The sequence below is a fragment of the Filimonas lacunae genome (genome assembly GCF_002355595.1).
Lineage (GTDB): Bacteria > Bacteroidota > Bacteroidia > Chitinophagales > Chitinophagaceae > Filimonas > Filimonas lacunae.
Genome location: NZ_AP017422.1, coordinates 532,840 through 550,183, shown reverse-complemented (window position 1 = coordinate 550,183; position 17,344 = coordinate 532,840). Strand labels below are relative to the sequence as shown.

Here is a 17,344-nt window from a genome sequence, read left to right as displayed (position 1 = left end):
AAACGTTTACACACTGTTACATTCGATTTGATGAAATACCCACTATAGGCATGGATCGCAATTTGTAATGCATTTTAATGCTATGTTCCTTTTACGGGATTTCCCTGGTATAACTTTATATAAATAGCGCCTATGAGCATAAAGATATCCGGAATTGCAACCAAGAAGCAAGCACCGTTACAACAGACGCATCATCAGAACGCATCTTTACCTAAGCCTGCCCATCCGGTGTTGCCGGAGGTGGAGGAAGAAGTAAAGAAATTATATTTACCAGTAATACCCAATAGCTACATATGTATGCATCCAGGCAGCCGCGGAAGTAGCTATCAATGGCCACCCCATTACTTTGCCTATATAGCAGATTCCTGCATTGAAAAAGGCTACACCGCCATTATCACTGGCACTAAAGAGGAAAAGGATATTACACGGGAAGTGATCAAATGCATGCGGCATTCCGCTATTGATTTAACCGGATGCACAAGCACAGAAGCAATGGCCTGGCTTATCAATAATTCGTTTATGCTGGTAGCCAATTGCACTGGCGCGTTATATATGGCATCTATAATACAGTCGCCTGGAGTGATTATTTGCATGGACGGTAAGCCAGAACGCTGGAAGCCGGCTAACCGGCGGTTGCACACAGTAATAGATTGGATGAAAACACCTTATCCCGAAGTTGTATTTAATGCAGTAGAAACCATTTTTACAAAACAAAACGCCCTTAGAGCCTGATGAATCCTCAGCACCTTCCTATCCATTTCACCTTTGGAAATATTATTTACAAAGTGTCTTATACTATCGCAGATGATATTGCGGATGTTTTTACGCGACCTGTAGAAATACCCAGCTCGGGTATCCCTTATTCGTTTGACATAAGCACCAAACAGTTTAAATACCGCGAGCTGGTGCACATTCCTCAAAACACTCGCTTTATAGATGCGTTAACGGATTTTTTAAATGAACACATTATCTTATCATAAAAAAGCCAACCATTATTTACCTTCTTTTTGATGATAAGCTATATCCCAATTTAACATGGCTTCTTCCATAGTAGCCCCTTTCGCTATTACATTATCTGACGGGGGAGCTCCCAACACACAATAAAACACATCTCCATCCCGGTAAATATCTGGTCTGAAATTTTGCACCGAAGCCGGCACCCCCTCCCTGGTATAATCCACACGAATACGTTCTTTTTCCAGCGACATAACAATTAGTTTACTTATATAAGATACAAAAAAATATGCTAACAGCATACCCTCCGGATCAATTCCTAACGGCTCTGTAACCACATTTACAGTAAAGTAACGCCATAGCAGTACTACTGTCAGTTGCCCCAATATATTATAAACAGTACTATAGATATAATTCCGGCCCCTTACCCAAAGAGTAAGAGGCTTTTTCGTACCCGGTATTTTGCTTATTGATCTCCCGCGAGAACTTGCGCATAATCTCAGAGAGTTGTAGCATGCTTCCAGCAAGTACATGCAATCGCTGCAGAAGTTCCGGCATTTACCGGAAGAACTTTCAGAAGACTTCCAACAGTACTGGCATCATTCCGGCAAGTACTTGAATAAGATGCCAGTACTCGCCAGACTTTCCAGCAAGTTCCGGCATTTGCCAGACAAGTTTTTTGAACTAATCCCGGAACTTGCCGGACACATGCACCAACTTACGGAGCAAATCCATGAACTCTTGCGGCAAATTCTCCAACCTTCTGGCCATTCCAGAGAGTTGCCTGGAATGCTCAGGCAACCTTCCGGGCAAATCAGGGAACTCCCCGAAAGGATGCCACAACCTTCTGGGCATTCCAGGGAGTTGTCTGAAATGCTTAGGCAACTCTCTGGACAAATCAGGGAACTCCCCGAAAGGATGCCACAACCTTCTGAGCATTTCAGGGAGTTGTCTGGAATGCTCAGGCAACTCTCCGGAGTGATGGACCAACCTTCTGGAGAAAAACTAAAGTGCCAAAATCGCAAATATTGACTCAATTTACAGTGACGGGAGTTTTTGACTGTCGCAATTAATGCAAATTGAGCTATTTAGTGTCCAAATTGATGAGAAATGGAGATTACCCGTCGCATACAAAAACAGATTGAAGATCAATGGGGGGGCAAAAAAAAATCCCGCATAAAGCGGGATTATATGAGCGGAAGACCAGGCTCGAACTGGCCACCCCGACCTTGGCAAGGTCGTGCTCTACCAAATGAGCTACTTCCGCATTTCCTGTAAGAACTTTCCTTTTTCGTTTGTAACCTCCTTTTGATCAGTGCGTTACTGCGAATCGGGTTGCAAATATAGGATTAGATTTAATAACGACAAATTTTTGGGATTTTTTTTCCGAGCTTTTTTATTGAACAGGCATTTAAATCTTGCCTACACCACTCTTATCCTCTTCTCTCACAGTCCTTTTTTCTTTTTTCGACATCTTTTTTCCTGTTTCCGGCAAGATTCAACCCTATGCTCCTGTTCCTTTGCGCCCACCCTTTAATAAATATCAAACACAATGTCATTAAAAAAAATCGGGGCACTACTAACTGCTTGCCTCTTCACTACTATTCTGCTGGGACAACAGGGTAGCGTTTCCGGAAACGTTAAAACAAGTACAGGAGCACCACTCTCCTCAGCTGTCATCAGCATTGCCGGTAAAAACATTCATACCATTGCCAACGATAGTGGTTTCTTTCGTATTAATGACCTTGCTTATGGCAATTACAGCCTTGCAGTCATTTACCTGGGCGAAGTGTTATTAACACAGCAGATTACCGTAAACCAACCTACGCAGGAATTACAACTGCTGGCTTCTCCCAGTGCCCGCATGATTGATGAAGTTAAAATCATTGGTGTAAAGCCTGTTATTGCACGGCAAAGCGAGTATGTAAGCAAAATGCCATTGAACAGTATGGAAAACTCGCAGGTGTACACAGGCATTACCAGCACTTTAATTACCCAGCAAAAAGTGTACAACCTGGATGATGTAGTACGCAATGCACCCGGCATTAATAAAAGCAACGACAACTGGCCTGGCAGCCTGATGTATGGCGGTGCAACTTATGTAAGCCGTGGTTTTGGTACAGAGGTACGCGCACTAAATGGATTGGCCTGTAACGTAGTAATGCCATCGGATGTGCAAAATGTTTCCAGGATAGAAGTGATCAAAGGCCCTTCTGCTACTTTATTCGGCAGTGTTATTACCTCTTATGGCGGCCTGATTAACCGTGTTACCAAAAAGCCTTATGAAGAGTTTAGTGTGGCAGCAGATGCCAGTGCAGGATCATATAACTTTCAACGCCTGGGACTGGACGTTAACCTGCCTTTGAACAAAGACAAGACTTTTTTATCCCGTTTAAACGTAGCAACCAGCACCCAGGGTAATTTTACCGATAATGGCGGGTATACGAAAAACACCATGATAGCTCCTTCTTTCACTTACAAGCTGAACGACAAGGTAAGAATTGACCTGTCCAGTGAAATCTATAACACACTCAGTGCCGGCAACAGCATGGGCGTGATGTTTACGCTGATGCCTAGTGCCATTAAACAATATACAAGGCAGATACTAACCGACAATCATATACCAGAAGCCAACATCAATTACATCATGAGCCAAATGCCCTCTACGGTGAAAGAAGCTTTTGGTACTGAAAACGTAAATGAATTCGGGCTGGACCGCTTCCGTTCTTTTATGAACAAAAATATAGAAGCCAAAAGCCAGGCAATGAACCTGAACGCTACTGTGCAGTATAAAATATCACCACAGTGGACTTCCACCACTTCTGCATTATATCTTTCAGGTAGTGATGATGGCTATGAAGCCCGCTATGTGTTACTACCCAATGTGGTGCCGGCATTGCTCAATAGCTTATCATCAGGCGTTCCTAAATTTGGTACACCTGGTGCCGATTACCTGGGCCGCAATTCCCGTCATTTTGAATCTTCTGTCAGTTCCAGCCAACTGCAACAAAACTTTACAGGTGACTTCAAAATTGGCGGCATGCGCAACAGAATGGTAATTGGCCTGGATTACTATTATTTCAGAAGCAGTTCGGTATGGCGCAATTTTACCGGCACTTTATTTACAGTGCCTTATGAAGGCTTTTTTGATGTAGTAAAAATCAGGGACTCAGCGGCCAACTACTACGACTTTGAAAAAACGCGCCTCGACAACATATTCGCCACTAAGCAAAATAAAAACAACACTGACTACGGAGTAAACAACAGCATTTATAGCGTGTTTGTAAATGATGTGTTGAATATTTCAGACAACCTTTTAATCAACGCAGGCGCACGCCTTGACAGGTTTGTAGCCAAAGGCAATTATGATGGCGTTAGCAATCAATGGAAAGATGGTTATAAGCAAAATGCGTTTTCACCTAAAGTAGGTTTGGTATATCAGCCGCTGAGAGAGAAACTTTCCTTGTTTGCCAACTACCAAACCGGTTTTAATAACAGAAGTGGTGCAGGAGAAGATAACAAGCCATTTAAACCGGAACACTCCTACCAATGGGAAACTGGTGTTAAATACGCCTTGTTTAACGGCAACTTTACCGGTACTGTAAGCTATTACAATATCACCGTAAACGATATAGTACGCACTAACCCTAAAAATGTATTCTTCAGCATCCAGGATGGAACACAAAAAAGTAAAGGCTTTGAAGCAGAAGTACTGGGCAACCCACTACCTCAGTTTAACGTAATGCTGGGCTATGCCTATAATGATAGCAGGTACGTACGCGCCGATTCTACTGTAAACGGTTTAAGACCTACTACAGCAGGCCCTTACCACCAGGCTAACCTATGGCTGCACTATCATTTCATTACTAAAAACTTCCTGAATAACTTTAGTATTGGAGCCGGCGGCAATTATGTAGGCCAAACCTTTGCCATGAACCTAAACCCGGATGGCGCTTTTATTGTACCAGCCTATACTTTAGTGAATGCGAAAGTATCTTACGACCGTAATAATTACTCATTCACACTACGGGTAAACAACCTGTTGGATGAAAATATATGGACAGGTGCTAACAGCATTCGTCCGCAGATGCCACGCCAATTTGTAGGCAGCGTGGCCATCAAGCTGTAACCAGCCATTATAACCAATCCAGTAACGGGTGTATCTATAATTAAGATGCACCCGTTTTTTATATCCTCCTCTATTCTTTTTCCATATTCAGTTTTAGCTAAAACAGTTTTAGTTCTTTTTTGATGGCTTTTTAAGAGTACATCAGGTTTATTTAAGTCCGCATTTTGTGCATATATAAACTATTACTTAACAGTATAATAGATATTATTTATTACAAAACATACTTATACAAAAACGCCCTATAGCAAGGTGGGTGAGGTTTGCATTGCGTCTGCGAATAGTGAACTGTCGTAACTATGCAGTGTAAACAAGCTCTGAACAAAATGAACAGAGGTGATCGAAAAACAAACCACTGATGTTCAATAAAACTAAATATTATGAAAACTACATTATTTGCCGCTTTGTTCACCATCTTCGCTACTACCGCTGCTTTTAGCCAAAAACAATTAGGCGTATTTGATGCAGTAAAATTAAACGACTCTACCACACTGGTAATGTGCCTGAATGGTGGTTTAAAAGCGAACACCACTAACACAGATGGTAACACCCTGTTAATGGAAGCCAGCAAAAACGGAAGCTATGCAGCAGCTAAATTATTGTTGGCACACGGTGCTAAAGTAAATGCTCAGAATGAAATGGGTAACACTGCACTGATGGAAGCTACTTTAAGAGGAGATAGCAAAATGGCCGCTATACTGGTACAGGCAGGTGCTAACATCAGCGTTATTAACACAGTAGGTGAAACAGCTTTAAGCATTGCAGAAGGTTTTGACAAAAATGACATTGCTCAAATGTTCATAGCAAAAGATCCACATGTAAAAGACGGTTACGCTAAAACACGCTAATTATAACATCTACCAACAATCCATATTTAATCAATCATTCACATACCACTATAAATACTATAATTATGAAAACTACAATATTCGCCGCGCTTTTTACCATATTCGCAACTGTATCTGGCTATAGCCAAAAGCATTTAGGTGTATTTGATGCAGTAAAACTGAACGACTCTACTACACTGGCTATGTGCTTAAACAGTGGACTGAAACCTAACACAGCAAACACTACCGGCAACACACTACTCATGGAAGCCAGCAAGAACGGAAGCTATGCAGCTGCTAAATTATTACTGGCACACGGTGCAAAAGTGAATGCACAAAACGAAATGGGCAATACTGCATTGATGGAAGCTACTTTAAGAGGAGATGCACAGATGGTAACAATACTGATGCATGCAGGAGCAAACGCCAGCATCATTAACACTGTAGGCGAAACAGCATTTACTATAGCAGAAGGTTTTGATAAAGCAGATATTGCCCAACTTTTTACAGATAAAAATGAAGGTAGCAAAGAAGGTTATGCTAAACTCCGCTAGATAGCTTATACACTACCAATTCACCTTAAGCCCCGCAAGCATTTATGCTGCATCCCCACCAGCGCATTACCTACTATTATATAAGCGCCACACTAACAGATCCAGGCTATCTATTCTTTTATCATTCCTGATTTACCAGCACATCGCCTTCCAATGCAAGCGTGTAGCTCTCCAGCATTTGTAATACTTTTCATTCCCCTGATTGTAAACAGCAACTACATAACTCAACAAACGTTGAGTTTTTTTATGCCGGTTGCAATTTCATTAAAAGATAACATGCTCCCCCCTCAACATAGGGCAGTACTCAAATTATTTGTTTTATTAGCCTACTATTCATGTCGGTTTACTACTTTTGCCCGCCGAATACCCTTTTCTGCTCTTTTAAAGAGCACAACTATAGATAAACATGAGCGTAGATAAACCCGAAGGAAAACGACATTTATTAACACATGAGAGGCTAGATATCCTGCAACCTATAGCAAGATAACTTCCTTAACAAGCAAAGATTGATCAGGTATAATGCTCCTCAAAAAAGGAGTTGTAATTTCTTTTGCCTGAAACGAGCCAATACAAATACCCACCAAACCGGTGCTGGTAGTGTATTGCCCATATTGTTTGTAAACAACCAATATATATGCTAAAAACAGTACTAGGCACTTCATTGCTGCTATTGCTATGCGTCGTAACACTGGCGCAAAAGCCGCATGTGATTACCGGAACGGTCCGGGCTGCGGAATCTAATCGCCCTTTGCAGGGGGCTACAGTCACTTTAAACAAGTCGGCTGTATATGTTACCACAGATGAACAGGGAAACTTTACCTTAACCGCACCAGGCGATAAAAACGTGCTGAGCGTTTCTTATGTAGGTCGCGAAACCATGGAACTACAAGCAAAGGATGGTCCGGTGAATGCATTACTCAGCCTGTCTAACAAAGAGCTGGATGCGGTAGTAACCGTTGCCTACACTTCTGTAAAACGCTCCGGTTATCCCGGCGCCGTAGCAACCATTACATCCGACAAACTGGAAGCACGCCAGACACCTAACCTTTCCAATGCTTTACAAGGATTGGTACCAGGTTTGCAAACCGCTTCCTCCAATGGTCAACCAGGTAATAGTTCCACTTTACTGGTTCGTGGTGTAGGCTCTATCAATGCCAGTAGCAGCCCGTTGATAGTAGTGGATGGCGCTCCCTTCGATGGCGACCTGAATGCTTTTAATGCTGCGGATATTCAAAGTGTGAGTGTGTTAAAAGACGCTACCGCAGCCAACCTGTACGGTTCACGCGCCGCCAACGGTGTTATATTGATTACCACCAAACATGGCCGCAAATCGGATGACGTAGCCATCAACGCTATTGTTACACAAGGCTGGAGCGGACGCGCTATTAAAGACTACGACAAATTAAATACGAACGATTATTTTGAGCTGTATTGGGAAGCTTTACGCAATAAACAACTGACCAACGGACTTTCTGCAGAACAAGCTGCTGCCAATGCCAGCGCTAATATCGTTTCTAACCTTAACATCAATCCTTATGGCAGTGCTTATCCACAGCCCGTTGGCACAGATGGCAAAATTGTTGCCGGCGCCAAACCTTTATGGAACGACGACTGGGAAAAAGCAATGCGCCGTACAGGAAAATATACACAGGCACAGCTGAGCTTTAGCGGTGGAACGGATAAAAGCACCTATTATGTATCTGGTGGTTATGTGAATAATGATGGTGCTTATATAGGTTCAGGTTTCAGAAGATATAACCTTCGTACCAACTTCACTGTTCAGGCAAAAAAATGGTTACGGGTGGGTATGGACCTGAGTGCTGCCAGCACTTTGCAAAACTATCCTACCTCTTCCGATTCCAAAACCAGCAATATCATTTTATATGGCCGTATCATGCCTGGTTTTTATCCTATCTATCAAAGGAACGGAGATGGCAGTTATGTGCTGGATGAGAATGGACAAAAGGTATATGACTTCGGCGCTTATCGGCCCAGCTCTGCATTACCTAAAAGCAACCTCATTGCTACCCTTCCTATGGATAAGTCGGATATTAAGCGCGAAAACGCCTCTGTACGCAGCTTTGCAGAAATCAGTATACTGCCTGCCCTGAAATGGAAAACGACTTACAACCTGGATTATGTAAACGGAAACACACTTTATTATACCAACCCTGAATTGGGCGAGAATGCAGCTATAGGTGGCACTATCAGCAAAAGTAATACCCGCACCCTTTCTTACACCTTCAATAACATTGCTACTTACAATCAGAACTTCAAAGGAGGACATCACCTGGATCTGTTAGCCGGACAGGAGTACTATTCCTTTACAGTAAGTGATTTAAGTGGTGCCCGTCAAAACTTTGTACTGCCTGGCCTGTATGAGCCTGTTGCAGCTTCCCAGTTAAACGACTTTACCGGCAGCAGCGATTATTATAACAAACTGAGCTTTTTTGGCCAATCACAATACAACTTTCTGAACCGTTACTTTGTAACCGCTTCTTTACGTACAGACGGCTCATCCCGTTTTTCACCACAAAGCAGGTGGGGCACTTTCTGGAGCGCTGGTGCATCGTGGCGTATTGCAGAAGAAGCTTTTCTCAAACCTGTACATTGGCTGAATGTATTAACCTTAAAAGCCAGCTATGGCGCATCGGGTAATGATAACCTTACCGGTTACTATAATTACCTGGCCTTGTATTCTATTTCTAATAACCTGGGTACAGGAGGTACTATCACTTCGCGTTTGGCTACCCCAAAACTACAATGGGAAAGCAACCTGAACCTGAACATCGGTGTAGACTTTGGCGTGCTGAATAACCGTATTTCCGGTACTATTAACTATTATAACCGTACCAGCAAAAACCTGTTATATGCACAACCTATGGCGCCATCAACAGGTTATACCTCGTTCAGTGCCAACATTGGAAAGCTGCGTAATAATGGGGTTGAACTGGAACTAAACGCTATCCCGGTAAAAACCGCTGCTTTTAGCTGGAATATCAATTTCAACATTGCACATAACACCAACAAGATTACAGAATTACCGCAGAAGGAAATTATCAGCGGCACTAAAAAGCTAATGGTAGGTAAAAGCATTTATGACTTTTATATCCGCAAATGGGCGGGCGTAGATGCCAAAACAGGCAACCCGCTCTGGTATGTAGATGGCGCTAATGGCCAAACCACCACTTCTACTTACGCCAATGGTTCGTTATACTATGCAGGCTCTTCACTGCCCACCTACATTGGCGGTATTACCAATACTTTTAACTATAAAGGTATAGAGCTGTCCGTATTATTTTCCTATAGCCTTGGTGGCAAAGTATTGGATGGCGATATGCCCACCCTGCTTACCGGTGGCACCAGCCCAGGCCGTTCATGGAGCACAGAGTTGCTGAAGAGGTGGACTCCCGAACATACAGCTACAGATGTTCCACGTTTAACTACCGACAACCTCAACTGGACCTCTACCTCAACACGTTTCCTGTACAACGCCAGCTATGCCCGCTTAAAAGTAGCTACGCTGGGTTACTACCTGCCTAAGAAAATGATTTCCGGAGCCGGTATTTCCAGCGTAAAAATTTACGCTACAGGTGAAAACCTCCTGACCTTCTTCGGCCACAAAGGAATGGACCCTGAGCAGTCAGTAGGCGGAACAACCTACTATCAATATCCTGCTATGCGCACCGTATCAGTAGGTATTCAATTAGGTTTATAACAGAACAATTAGCAAAAAATGAAAAAAAGATATTTATTCTATAGCCTGATAATGGCCACCGGTTTCAGCGTTACTGCCTGCCACAAGCAACTGGAAACAGCCCCTACCAACGCAGTACCGGAAGAACTGCTGTTTAAGAATGTAACTACCCTCAACTCTATCCTGGAAGGCTCCTGGGCTTCTATGATGGATGAGTATTATGGTGGAGTATATGCCAATCCTGGTTTTAAAGCCATTGGTTTAACCAGTGATGCCATGGGGAATGATGTAGCCATCAACACCAGCAAGTATGCCTTTAACCTCACCTATCCGTTTTCTCAGATGAATGATAAAACGCAGAGCAGGGTAAACGCCTTCTGGACACAGTTGTATAAGCTCATCAACAACATGAATATTATACTGGCGCATGTAGATGCTGTACCAGGCGATGCTGCAGCCAAGAAAGCGTTAAAGGGGCAGGCACTGGCATTACGTGCACACCTGTACACCACTCTTGCTTCTTTCTACCAGTTCTCTTACCTGAAAGATCCGCAGGCAAAAGTAGTACCGCTGTATACCACCCCTTCTGCAGATACCACAAAAGGACGTTCACGTGCTACTTTGCAAGAGCTATATACATTGGTTATAGGCGATCTTACCGAGGCAGTAACACTGCTGGATGGCTACAGCCGCACAGCCAAGTATAAAATAGATAAAGATGTAGCCAACGGCTTGCTGGCACGCGCTTGCCTGTTTACTGGTCAATGGCAGAAAGCAGCCGACGCTGCCGGAGAAATTTTGAATAATTACTCCTTGATGGCCGCAGCAGACTATGGCAAAGGCTTTAATGATATTACCAACAAGGAATGGGTTTGGGGACACCCTGAAATTCCAAGCCAGAATGTAGGCAGCGATGCCTTTCATTTTCTGGATGTAAGTTCTGCATCTTCTGGTTACTACAGCTTCAATGCAGACCCTTATTTTATGGAACTGTTTGAAGAAGGTGATATCCGGAAAACACTGTTCCAATGGAACGGACAAACAGGCCGTGAAGGTTACCTGTTATATAAGAAGTTTTTGTTTCGCCAGGATCAGACAGGCGACCTGGTGTTAATGCGCAGTGCAGAAGCCTACCTGATAAAAGCAGAAGGTTTGGCGCGTAACAATCAATTAACCGACGCAGCAGCAGCCTTAAATCAATTAAGAGCAGCCCGTAATGCACAACCATTTGATGAGTCAACCGGCACTCAGCAATCACTGATTGACGCCATCCTGGTAGAGCGCCGTAAGGAGCTTTGGGGAGAAGGTTTCAGCCTTTCTGACATTATCCGGAACCAGTTGCCGGTGGTTCGTAAAGCTTATGTAGATGCAGATGGGAAAGCCATACAGGTAAGTGTAATTGCTTCGGATGGCAGCACCAAAACTGTTGCAGCGAAAGGACATACCAGCCTGAAGTTTCCTGACGGCACCAGCTTTGTAGCCAACAGCCCTTATTATCTGTTTGCTATACCGCTGACCGAAGAGCAGAACAATCCGAATTTATATAAATAACCTCCCTTCCCCCCTTGAGGTATTTTTGAAAAACCAACTGATCCTCTTCTATAGCTTTACAAAAAACTATGGAAGAGGATTTTTTCAGTTTTTATCTTCTATATAAAGCTTGCTGATACCTTTCTACTGTTCACGACTCCCCCTTTCTCTTATCCAATTAAGACAAAGCAACCTTAAACACCCGTATTGCTCATGCTTATTCTCTATCCACATCCATTCATTCACGAAAAGCTAAAACTGTTTTAGTTCTTTTTTGATGGCATTTTAAGAGTGCATCAGGTTTATTTAAGTTCGATTCCCGTGCATATATAATCTATTACTTAACAATATAATAGATATTACTTATTACAAAACAAACTTATGCAAAAATACCCTGTTTCAGTCAGGGCAAGGCTCGCACTGCGTCTACGAATAGTGAACTGTCGTAACTATGCAGTGCAAACGAGTTCTGAACAAAATGAACAGAGGTGATCTGAAAAACAAAACACTAAAGTTCAACAAATTTAAATATTATGAAAACTACATTATTTGCCGTTCTGTTCACAATTATCGCAACCGCTTCTGCTTTTAGCCAAAAACATTTAGGCGTATTCGATGCAGTAAAATTAAACGACTCTACCACGCTGGCGATGTGCTTAAACAGCGGTTTAAAAGCCAACACTGCCAACACCGACGGCAACACCCTGCTAATGGAAGCCAGCAAAAACGGAAGCTATGCTGCTGCTAAATTACTGTTGGCACATGGCGCTAAAGTGAACGCTCAAAACGAAATGGGTAATACCGCATTGATGGAAGCAACATTAAGAGGAGATACCCAAATGGCCGCTTTACTGTTACAGGCAAACGCCAACACCAGCATTATTAACTCCGTAGGCGAAACAGCTTTAAGCATTGCTACCGGTTTTGAGAAAACAGATATCGCTACACTGTTCACTGAAAAAATGCAACATTCAAAAGAAGCCATCGTTAAAGCTCGCTAATTCCAATAACCGATCGTAATCAGCTATTATTATCATCCAATTAAACAGTATAATTATGAAAACTACAATATTCACCACTCTATTTATAATCTTAGTAAGTGTATCAGGTTTTAGCCAAAAACATTTAGGCGTATTTGATGCTGTAAAACTGAACGACTCTACCACACTGGCGATGTGCTTAAATAGCGGCTTAAAAACTAACACCGCCAATGCAACCGGCAACACCCTGTTAATGGAAGCCAGCAAAAACGGAAGCTATGCAGTAGCTAAATTACTGTTAGCCCACGGAGCCAAAGTGAATGCACAAAACGAGCTGGGCAATACGGCACTGATGGAAGCTACATTAAGAGGTGACGCACAAATGACAGCCTTACTGTTGCATGCAGGAGCTAATGCCAGCATTATTAACTCGGTAGGTGAAACCGCATTCACTATTGCAGAAGGTTTTGACCAAACAGCTATTGCAAAACTACTTACAGCAGGCAACCAGAACACGAAAGAAGGCTATGCGAAACTGCGTTAATAATAACCCAATTAAACACACTTAATAAGCCTTAACGAAAAACACCAGGCGTGAAATAAAACCTTACCCAAGCAACACTCCACTGAAAATCGATCAGCTTTAACAATAAGCACTGAAACTCGTTGAACGAGCGCTCAATTCAGCAAAAGGGGCATTAAAAAAAAGAATACAGCTTCCGTTTATCTTTGTCTCCAGCAATATCCATTATATAGTTCATGCACACTCTAATGTAGACAACCTTACGTTGCGGCTAAAAACTGAACAACAATTTTCAGCAATATCAGGCGAGTAAAAGGCTAAGCTAATCTTGCACAGGGCACAAGCGCTTAAAGGTTAGAAAAGGAGTGTATTTATTTCCGTAAAAAAATAATCAGATAGGCGCAGGTGTAAGTTAATTTGTGGATTAGTTATTTTAGTAGCAGGAAGCATTGTTAGACTTTTGTTGGACTTTTCTAAAAACAACAAAGGCCGCACAATGTGCAGCCTTTGTAACTAATTAAAAATCTGTGCCCCGGAACGGACTTGAACCGTTACTCGCATTGCTGCGAACAGGATTTTAAGTCCCTAGCAATAACCTTTTTAGGGTTTATCCAGCTGAACTCCCCTTAATCCACTTTAACCTAATTATTTAATTTTCAACAGATTATACCATTTCCCTAACTTCACAAAACCCCTCTGGCTAACCTTTTAACCTGGCTTTGTTTGAATTTTGTTTGAATTTTTGTTTGAATTTATGGAGGGTGAAATCAAGTTTTCGGGGTTTTAATCGAGTTGTTATGTCTGCAACATTTAAACTTTTTCACGAAGAAGGCACCACAAAAAAAGAAGATCAGCAAGTAGATCAGAAAGAAAAGCTTCGCCCTATTAAGCTAAGGGTAACTTTTAACCGTAAACCACGGGAATACTCAACCGTGCATAATGTAACAGCGGAAGATTACGACAAGCTGGATAAACCACACATTTCAGATAATCTGAAAAAAATAAAAACGGCCATCCGTAAAATTATGCTGGAAGCAGAGGATATAGCGGAACAGCTTGAACCGTTTAGCCATGATGCCTTTGAAAGATCATTTATTCTTAATAACCCCCTTTTCGATCAGAGAAAAAGAAAGACCAGAAAGGACAATCAACAAAAGAAAGGGGATGATTTTAGTAAACACGAAAAGAAGTTTATGATCCTCCGTACCCCTGGAATTGATTTAAAGGGCACAATAGGCCATTCTTACCTAAAATTTGTGAAAGAGAAAATTTTGGATAACAAAATTGGTTCAGCCCTTAAATACAATTACAGCTTTGCCAATATTTACAATTTCAAAGGCAACATCCAGCTAACAGAGATCACCACCGAATTTGTAAAAGAATTTGAACGACATAAAATCAAAAACAACGTCCGCAAAAGTGCTGTTGGTTCCACCTTACGACATTTACGGGCAGTATTGTTAGATGCCTTTGATGCTGGGTTGCTGGTACAAAACAAGAAGACCTACCCTTTTGGTAAAAAGAAATACAAAATTGGGGAACATACAAAGAAGAAACAGAAGCTTACCGAGGATGAAATGAATTTGTTTTTTAATACTGCCACCGATTGTGAAAACGAAACAATGGCCAGAGACTTTTGGTTTTTCTTCTACTTTGCTAATGGGATGAACCCAAGAGACGTGTATTTTTTAAAATATGGTGACATTTCGGATGAGTTTATCAAATTTGTACGGGCCAAAACAGAAGATACCACAGAAACTACAACTGAAATAGTTGCCTATCTAAACGATGATATGAAAGCAGTTATTGAAAAGTGGGGAAACAAAGACAAAGACCCGGATAACTATGTATTCCCGGTTTTAACACCTGGGTTAGATGCAACTGATATAGATACAGCAGTCACTAAACGCACCCGCCTTATTAGAGACTGGACAAAGAAGATAGGCAAAAGACTGGAAATACCATTGACAATTACACCGCAGCTGGCAAGAGTTCAATTTGCTTCTGACATGAGCGCTGCCGGATCAACAACATCATTCATTAAAGGATCATTAGGCCATCAAAAAGAAGCAACGACAGAAAAATACCTGGCATCCATTGGATTTGATGAAGTAAAAAAACAAGCTAATATCCTACAGAAATTCAAAAAGCAAAATAATAAAGCTAATTCCGAGCGAACAGCTGCTTAAAAACATAAAACGCTCCCTTAAAGTCTCACTAAAGGGAGTGTTTTTTTCTTTTTTAAAGCGAATAATAAGGCCAATTTGTTAATTTTTTTAACAAATAAAACCAACCCTCTTACTTATTACCAGCCTGTAACGAACCGTTGAAAAGGAAAATCTATTCATATTCAGTTCATTCCAACTATCCTAGCAATCAGACGGACAGATAAATTTTATCAAGTTCGGGGGATAATGTAATCCTTTATGCTTTTTTCCAAGTCTAATGCTACCAGCCGCAGCAAGTCCTGTGGATCAGAATAACTTTTATACATTATCCTATTCTGTAGTTCCTTTTTAAAATCCTGCAGTTTAAACCACTGCTCTTCCTTTGCCTGTTTATCAGGTGCATCCAGAGAAATTACAGGTGCGGCATGAAAAAAATATGTCATACCGATAGGTTTATCCAGCTTTTTTATATCCAGCGATTGCAGCAATTCTTCTGCTGTTCCAGAAGGAGCCCTTACTGAACCATCCGAATTTTTAGTAGCAGAACCTAACTTATGTTTAAAAACAGCTATCACAAAATCACACTCATTTATCAGCTTTTCATTGATCACATCCTGAGCATACCCTGGCTGAGAAGCCAAATCCTCCCATCCATCAGCCACTATACTAAATCCACAATGTTCCTGATGATTATTTTTATAAAATGTGCTACTCAATCTATGAAGCAGTATATCCCTTTCCTTTATCACATCTTTATTTATATTCCCCGTAATCAAAATTTAAAATCATAACCCCTCTAACAACCACCATAATAAAAAACAAATCCTTACATCCCCAAAAAAGCGAATCTCCCCCCTTCCACCGCCCCGGCACAAAATCCCAATATAAAAAAGACAGCGCTAGGTAAAATACACAAACAACTATCAAATGCACCACCACCACTTGCACTATCCCCCTTTTCTTACCAGGCTTTTTAAACCCCTTAATTAGATAGCTAAAAAATAAAAGAACAAACATAAAGGTTGACTGTAGCCATACAAATAACAACCAATCCTTCATTGCAAAATGGGGCAAAAAGAATGTGAAGGAAATGGTGTAAACCATAAAAATTGGCGCTTTAAAAGCATAGCCCTTAAAAGTCACTCCAAGAGAATCTTTTAGAATACTTTTAATCTTTGGCCACTCAGTCTTACTAACAACTAATACAAGTTTACCAAAACCCAGCATGCGTGTATGTAATATTGCTATTCTCACAAACGCCTATTTTACTTTCCCAACAACTGCGATTTCAACTGGCGAAGCGCCAAATACTTTCTTTGATATACATTGTGTTCGGGAATCCGCTTAATATTGGCAATTTCCTTTAGTGTATGCCCGCAGTCGTAGTACAGGAAAATAATTTCACGCATCCACTCTGGCAGCTGCTTCACCTCATACGATACAACATTCCATAACTCCCGCTTTTCAATAACAGATTCTACATTTTCGGTTCTGTCAACAACAGTCAGCTTATAGCAATTCTCATGATTGCTGTGCTTTTTCTCCTTACGTATATGATTGATTATATGATTACGGCAGGCCTTAAAAAGATATTTCCTCAAATGCTCTGAACTAGTTGCAGCAAACTTTGAAGCATTCAACAATGCACTATCGACAATGCCACGGGCAACACCATCATCTTTCAGTTTCATATATACAAAATCGTACAGCACCTTGCTATACTGATTGTACACTTCCTGAAAGGACAATACATCTTCACCAACTTTGAATACAGACGGGGACATTACACTGTTAATCATAGTCTATCCAGTTTAAAAGATTAATACTGGATAGACTAATGATCTTAGTGGGCTCTAATAACCCACCGTCTGTAAATTCATGTAATACTTGAAAAACTCTACAGTACATGACTTGTTCAATTAAAAAAAACAAGCCTGTCTGGAAGCATTAAGAACGGAAGTAAGAGGTAGTATGCCAAATATAAA

Annotated in this window: 15 protein-coding genes and 1 tRNA gene; 11 read left to right on the top strand and 5 right to left on the bottom strand. The window is 41.5% G+C overall.

What is annotated here, in order from left to right; all coding sequences use genetic code 11:
* Nucleotides 1-132: 132 nt before the first annotated feature.
* Together FLA_RS02305 and FLA_RS02300 are read left to right on the top strand one after the other, a co-directional pair.
* Nucleotides 133-732, top strand: coding sequence for a glycosyltransferase family 9 protein (locus FLA_RS02305; RefSeq protein ID WP_076381787.1), 600 nt, complete (start codon nucleotides 133-135; stop codon nucleotides 730-732).
* Nucleotides 732-980, top strand: a complete 249-nt coding sequence (locus FLA_RS02300) for a hypothetical protein (protein ID WP_076381786.1) — start codon at nucleotides 732-734, stop codon at nucleotides 978-980. The genes FLA_RS02305 and FLA_RS02300 overlap by 1 nt, the downstream gene beginning before the upstream one ends.
* Nucleotides 981-992: 12 nt before the next feature.
* On the opposite strand, the gene FLA_RS31095 is transcribed toward FLA_RS02300, so the two are convergent.
* On the bottom strand, nucleotides 993-1,208 hold the full coding sequence (locus FLA_RS31095; RefSeq protein ID WP_144264149.1) for a hypothetical protein: 216 nt from the start codon (nucleotides 1,206-1,208) through the stop codon (nucleotides 993-995).
* Nucleotides 1,209-1,485: 277 nt separating this feature from the next.
* Between FLA_RS31095 and FLA_RS02290 the strand changes: the two genes are divergently transcribed.
* On the top strand, nucleotides 1,486-1,986 hold the full coding sequence (locus FLA_RS02290; RefSeq protein ID WP_076381784.1) for a hypothetical protein: 501 nt from the start codon (nucleotides 1,486-1,488) through the stop codon (nucleotides 1,984-1,986).
* A 162-nt stretch (nucleotides 1,987-2,148) separates the two neighbouring features.
* Here the strand turns inward: FLA_RS02290 and FLA_RS02285 are convergent.
* Nucleotides 2,149-2,221 (bottom strand) — tRNA-Gly (locus FLA_RS02285).
* Between the two features lie 285 nt (nucleotides 2,222-2,506).
* Between FLA_RS02285 and FLA_RS02280 the strand changes: the two genes are divergently transcribed.
* The 8 genes from FLA_RS02280 to FLA_RS02240 all read left to right on the top strand — a co-directional run bounded on the left by FLA_RS02280 (nucleotide 2,507) and on the right by FLA_RS02240 (nucleotide 15,380).
* Nucleotides 2,507-5,083, top strand: a complete 2,577-nt coding sequence (locus FLA_RS02280; RefSeq protein ID WP_076381783.1) for a TonB-dependent receptor — start codon at nucleotides 2,507-2,509, stop codon at nucleotides 5,081-5,083.
* A 377-nt stretch (nucleotides 5,084-5,460) separates the two neighbouring features.
* On the top strand, nucleotides 5,461-5,928 hold the full coding sequence (locus tag FLA_RS02275) for an ankyrin repeat domain-containing protein (RefSeq protein ID WP_076381782.1): 468 nt from the start codon (nucleotides 5,461-5,463) through the stop codon (nucleotides 5,926-5,928).
* Nucleotides 5,929-5,993: 65 nt separating this feature from the next.
* The gene (locus FLA_RS02270) at nucleotides 5,994-6,461 is read left to right on the top strand and encodes an ankyrin repeat domain-containing protein (protein WP_076381781.1); all 468 of its coding nucleotides are present in this window, start codon (nucleotides 5,994-5,996) and stop codon (nucleotides 6,459-6,461) included.
* Nucleotides 6,462-7,095: 634 nt separating this feature from the next.
* The gene (locus FLA_RS02260) at nucleotides 7,096-10,179 is read left to right on the top strand and encodes a SusC/RagA family TonB-linked outer membrane protein (RefSeq protein ID WP_076381780.1); all 3,084 of its coding nucleotides are present in this window, start codon (nucleotides 7,096-7,098) and stop codon (nucleotides 10,177-10,179) included.
* An 18-nt stretch (nucleotides 10,180-10,197) separates the two neighbouring features.
* Nucleotides 10,198-11,709, top strand: coding sequence for a RagB/SusD family nutrient uptake outer membrane protein (locus tag FLA_RS02255; protein ID WP_076381779.1), 1,512 nt, complete (start codon nucleotides 10,198-10,200; stop codon nucleotides 11,707-11,709).
* Between the two features lie 512 nt (nucleotides 11,710-12,221).
* The gene (locus FLA_RS02250; protein WP_076381778.1) at nucleotides 12,222-12,689 is read left to right on the top strand and encodes an ankyrin repeat domain-containing protein; all 468 of its coding nucleotides are present in this window, start codon (nucleotides 12,222-12,224) and stop codon (nucleotides 12,687-12,689) included.
* Between the two features lie 55 nt (nucleotides 12,690-12,744).
* On the top strand, nucleotides 12,745-13,212 hold the full coding sequence (locus FLA_RS02245) for an ankyrin repeat domain-containing protein (protein WP_076381777.1): 468 nt from the start codon (nucleotides 12,745-12,747) through the stop codon (nucleotides 13,210-13,212).
* A 776-nt stretch (nucleotides 13,213-13,988) separates the two neighbouring features.
* Nucleotides 13,989-15,380 (top strand): tyrosine-type recombinase/integrase, encoded by a 1,392-nt coding sequence (locus FLA_RS02240; protein ID WP_076381776.1) that lies wholly within the window; start codon nucleotides 13,989-13,991, stop codon nucleotides 15,378-15,380.
* Between the two features lie 209 nt (nucleotides 15,381-15,589).
* Here FLA_RS02240 and FLA_RS02235 read toward each other — a convergent pair whose 3' ends face one another.
* Genes FLA_RS02235 through FLA_RS02225 form a run of 3 tightly spaced genes read right to left on the bottom strand, consistent with a single transcriptional unit; the run spans nucleotide 15,590 to nucleotide 17,158 of the window.
* Nucleotides 15,590-16,135 carry a hypothetical protein gene (locus FLA_RS02235; RefSeq protein WP_096510673.1) on the bottom strand — a complete coding sequence of 182 codons (546 nt, stop codon included), beginning with the start codon at nucleotides 16,133-16,135 and terminating at the stop codon, nucleotides 15,590-15,592.
* Nucleotides 16,113-16,613, bottom strand: coding sequence for a hypothetical protein (locus tag FLA_RS02230; RefSeq protein ID WP_144264148.1), 501 nt, complete (start codon nucleotides 16,611-16,613; stop codon nucleotides 16,113-16,115). The genes FLA_RS02235 and FLA_RS02230 overlap by 23 nt, the downstream gene beginning before the upstream one ends.
* Nucleotides 16,614-16,624: 11 nt before the next feature.
* The gene (locus FLA_RS02225; protein ID WP_076381773.1) at nucleotides 16,625-17,158 is read right to left on the bottom strand and encodes an RNA polymerase sigma factor; all 534 of its coding nucleotides are present in this window, start codon (nucleotides 17,156-17,158) and stop codon (nucleotides 16,625-16,627) included.
* Nucleotides 17,159-17,344 lie beyond the last annotated feature (186 nt).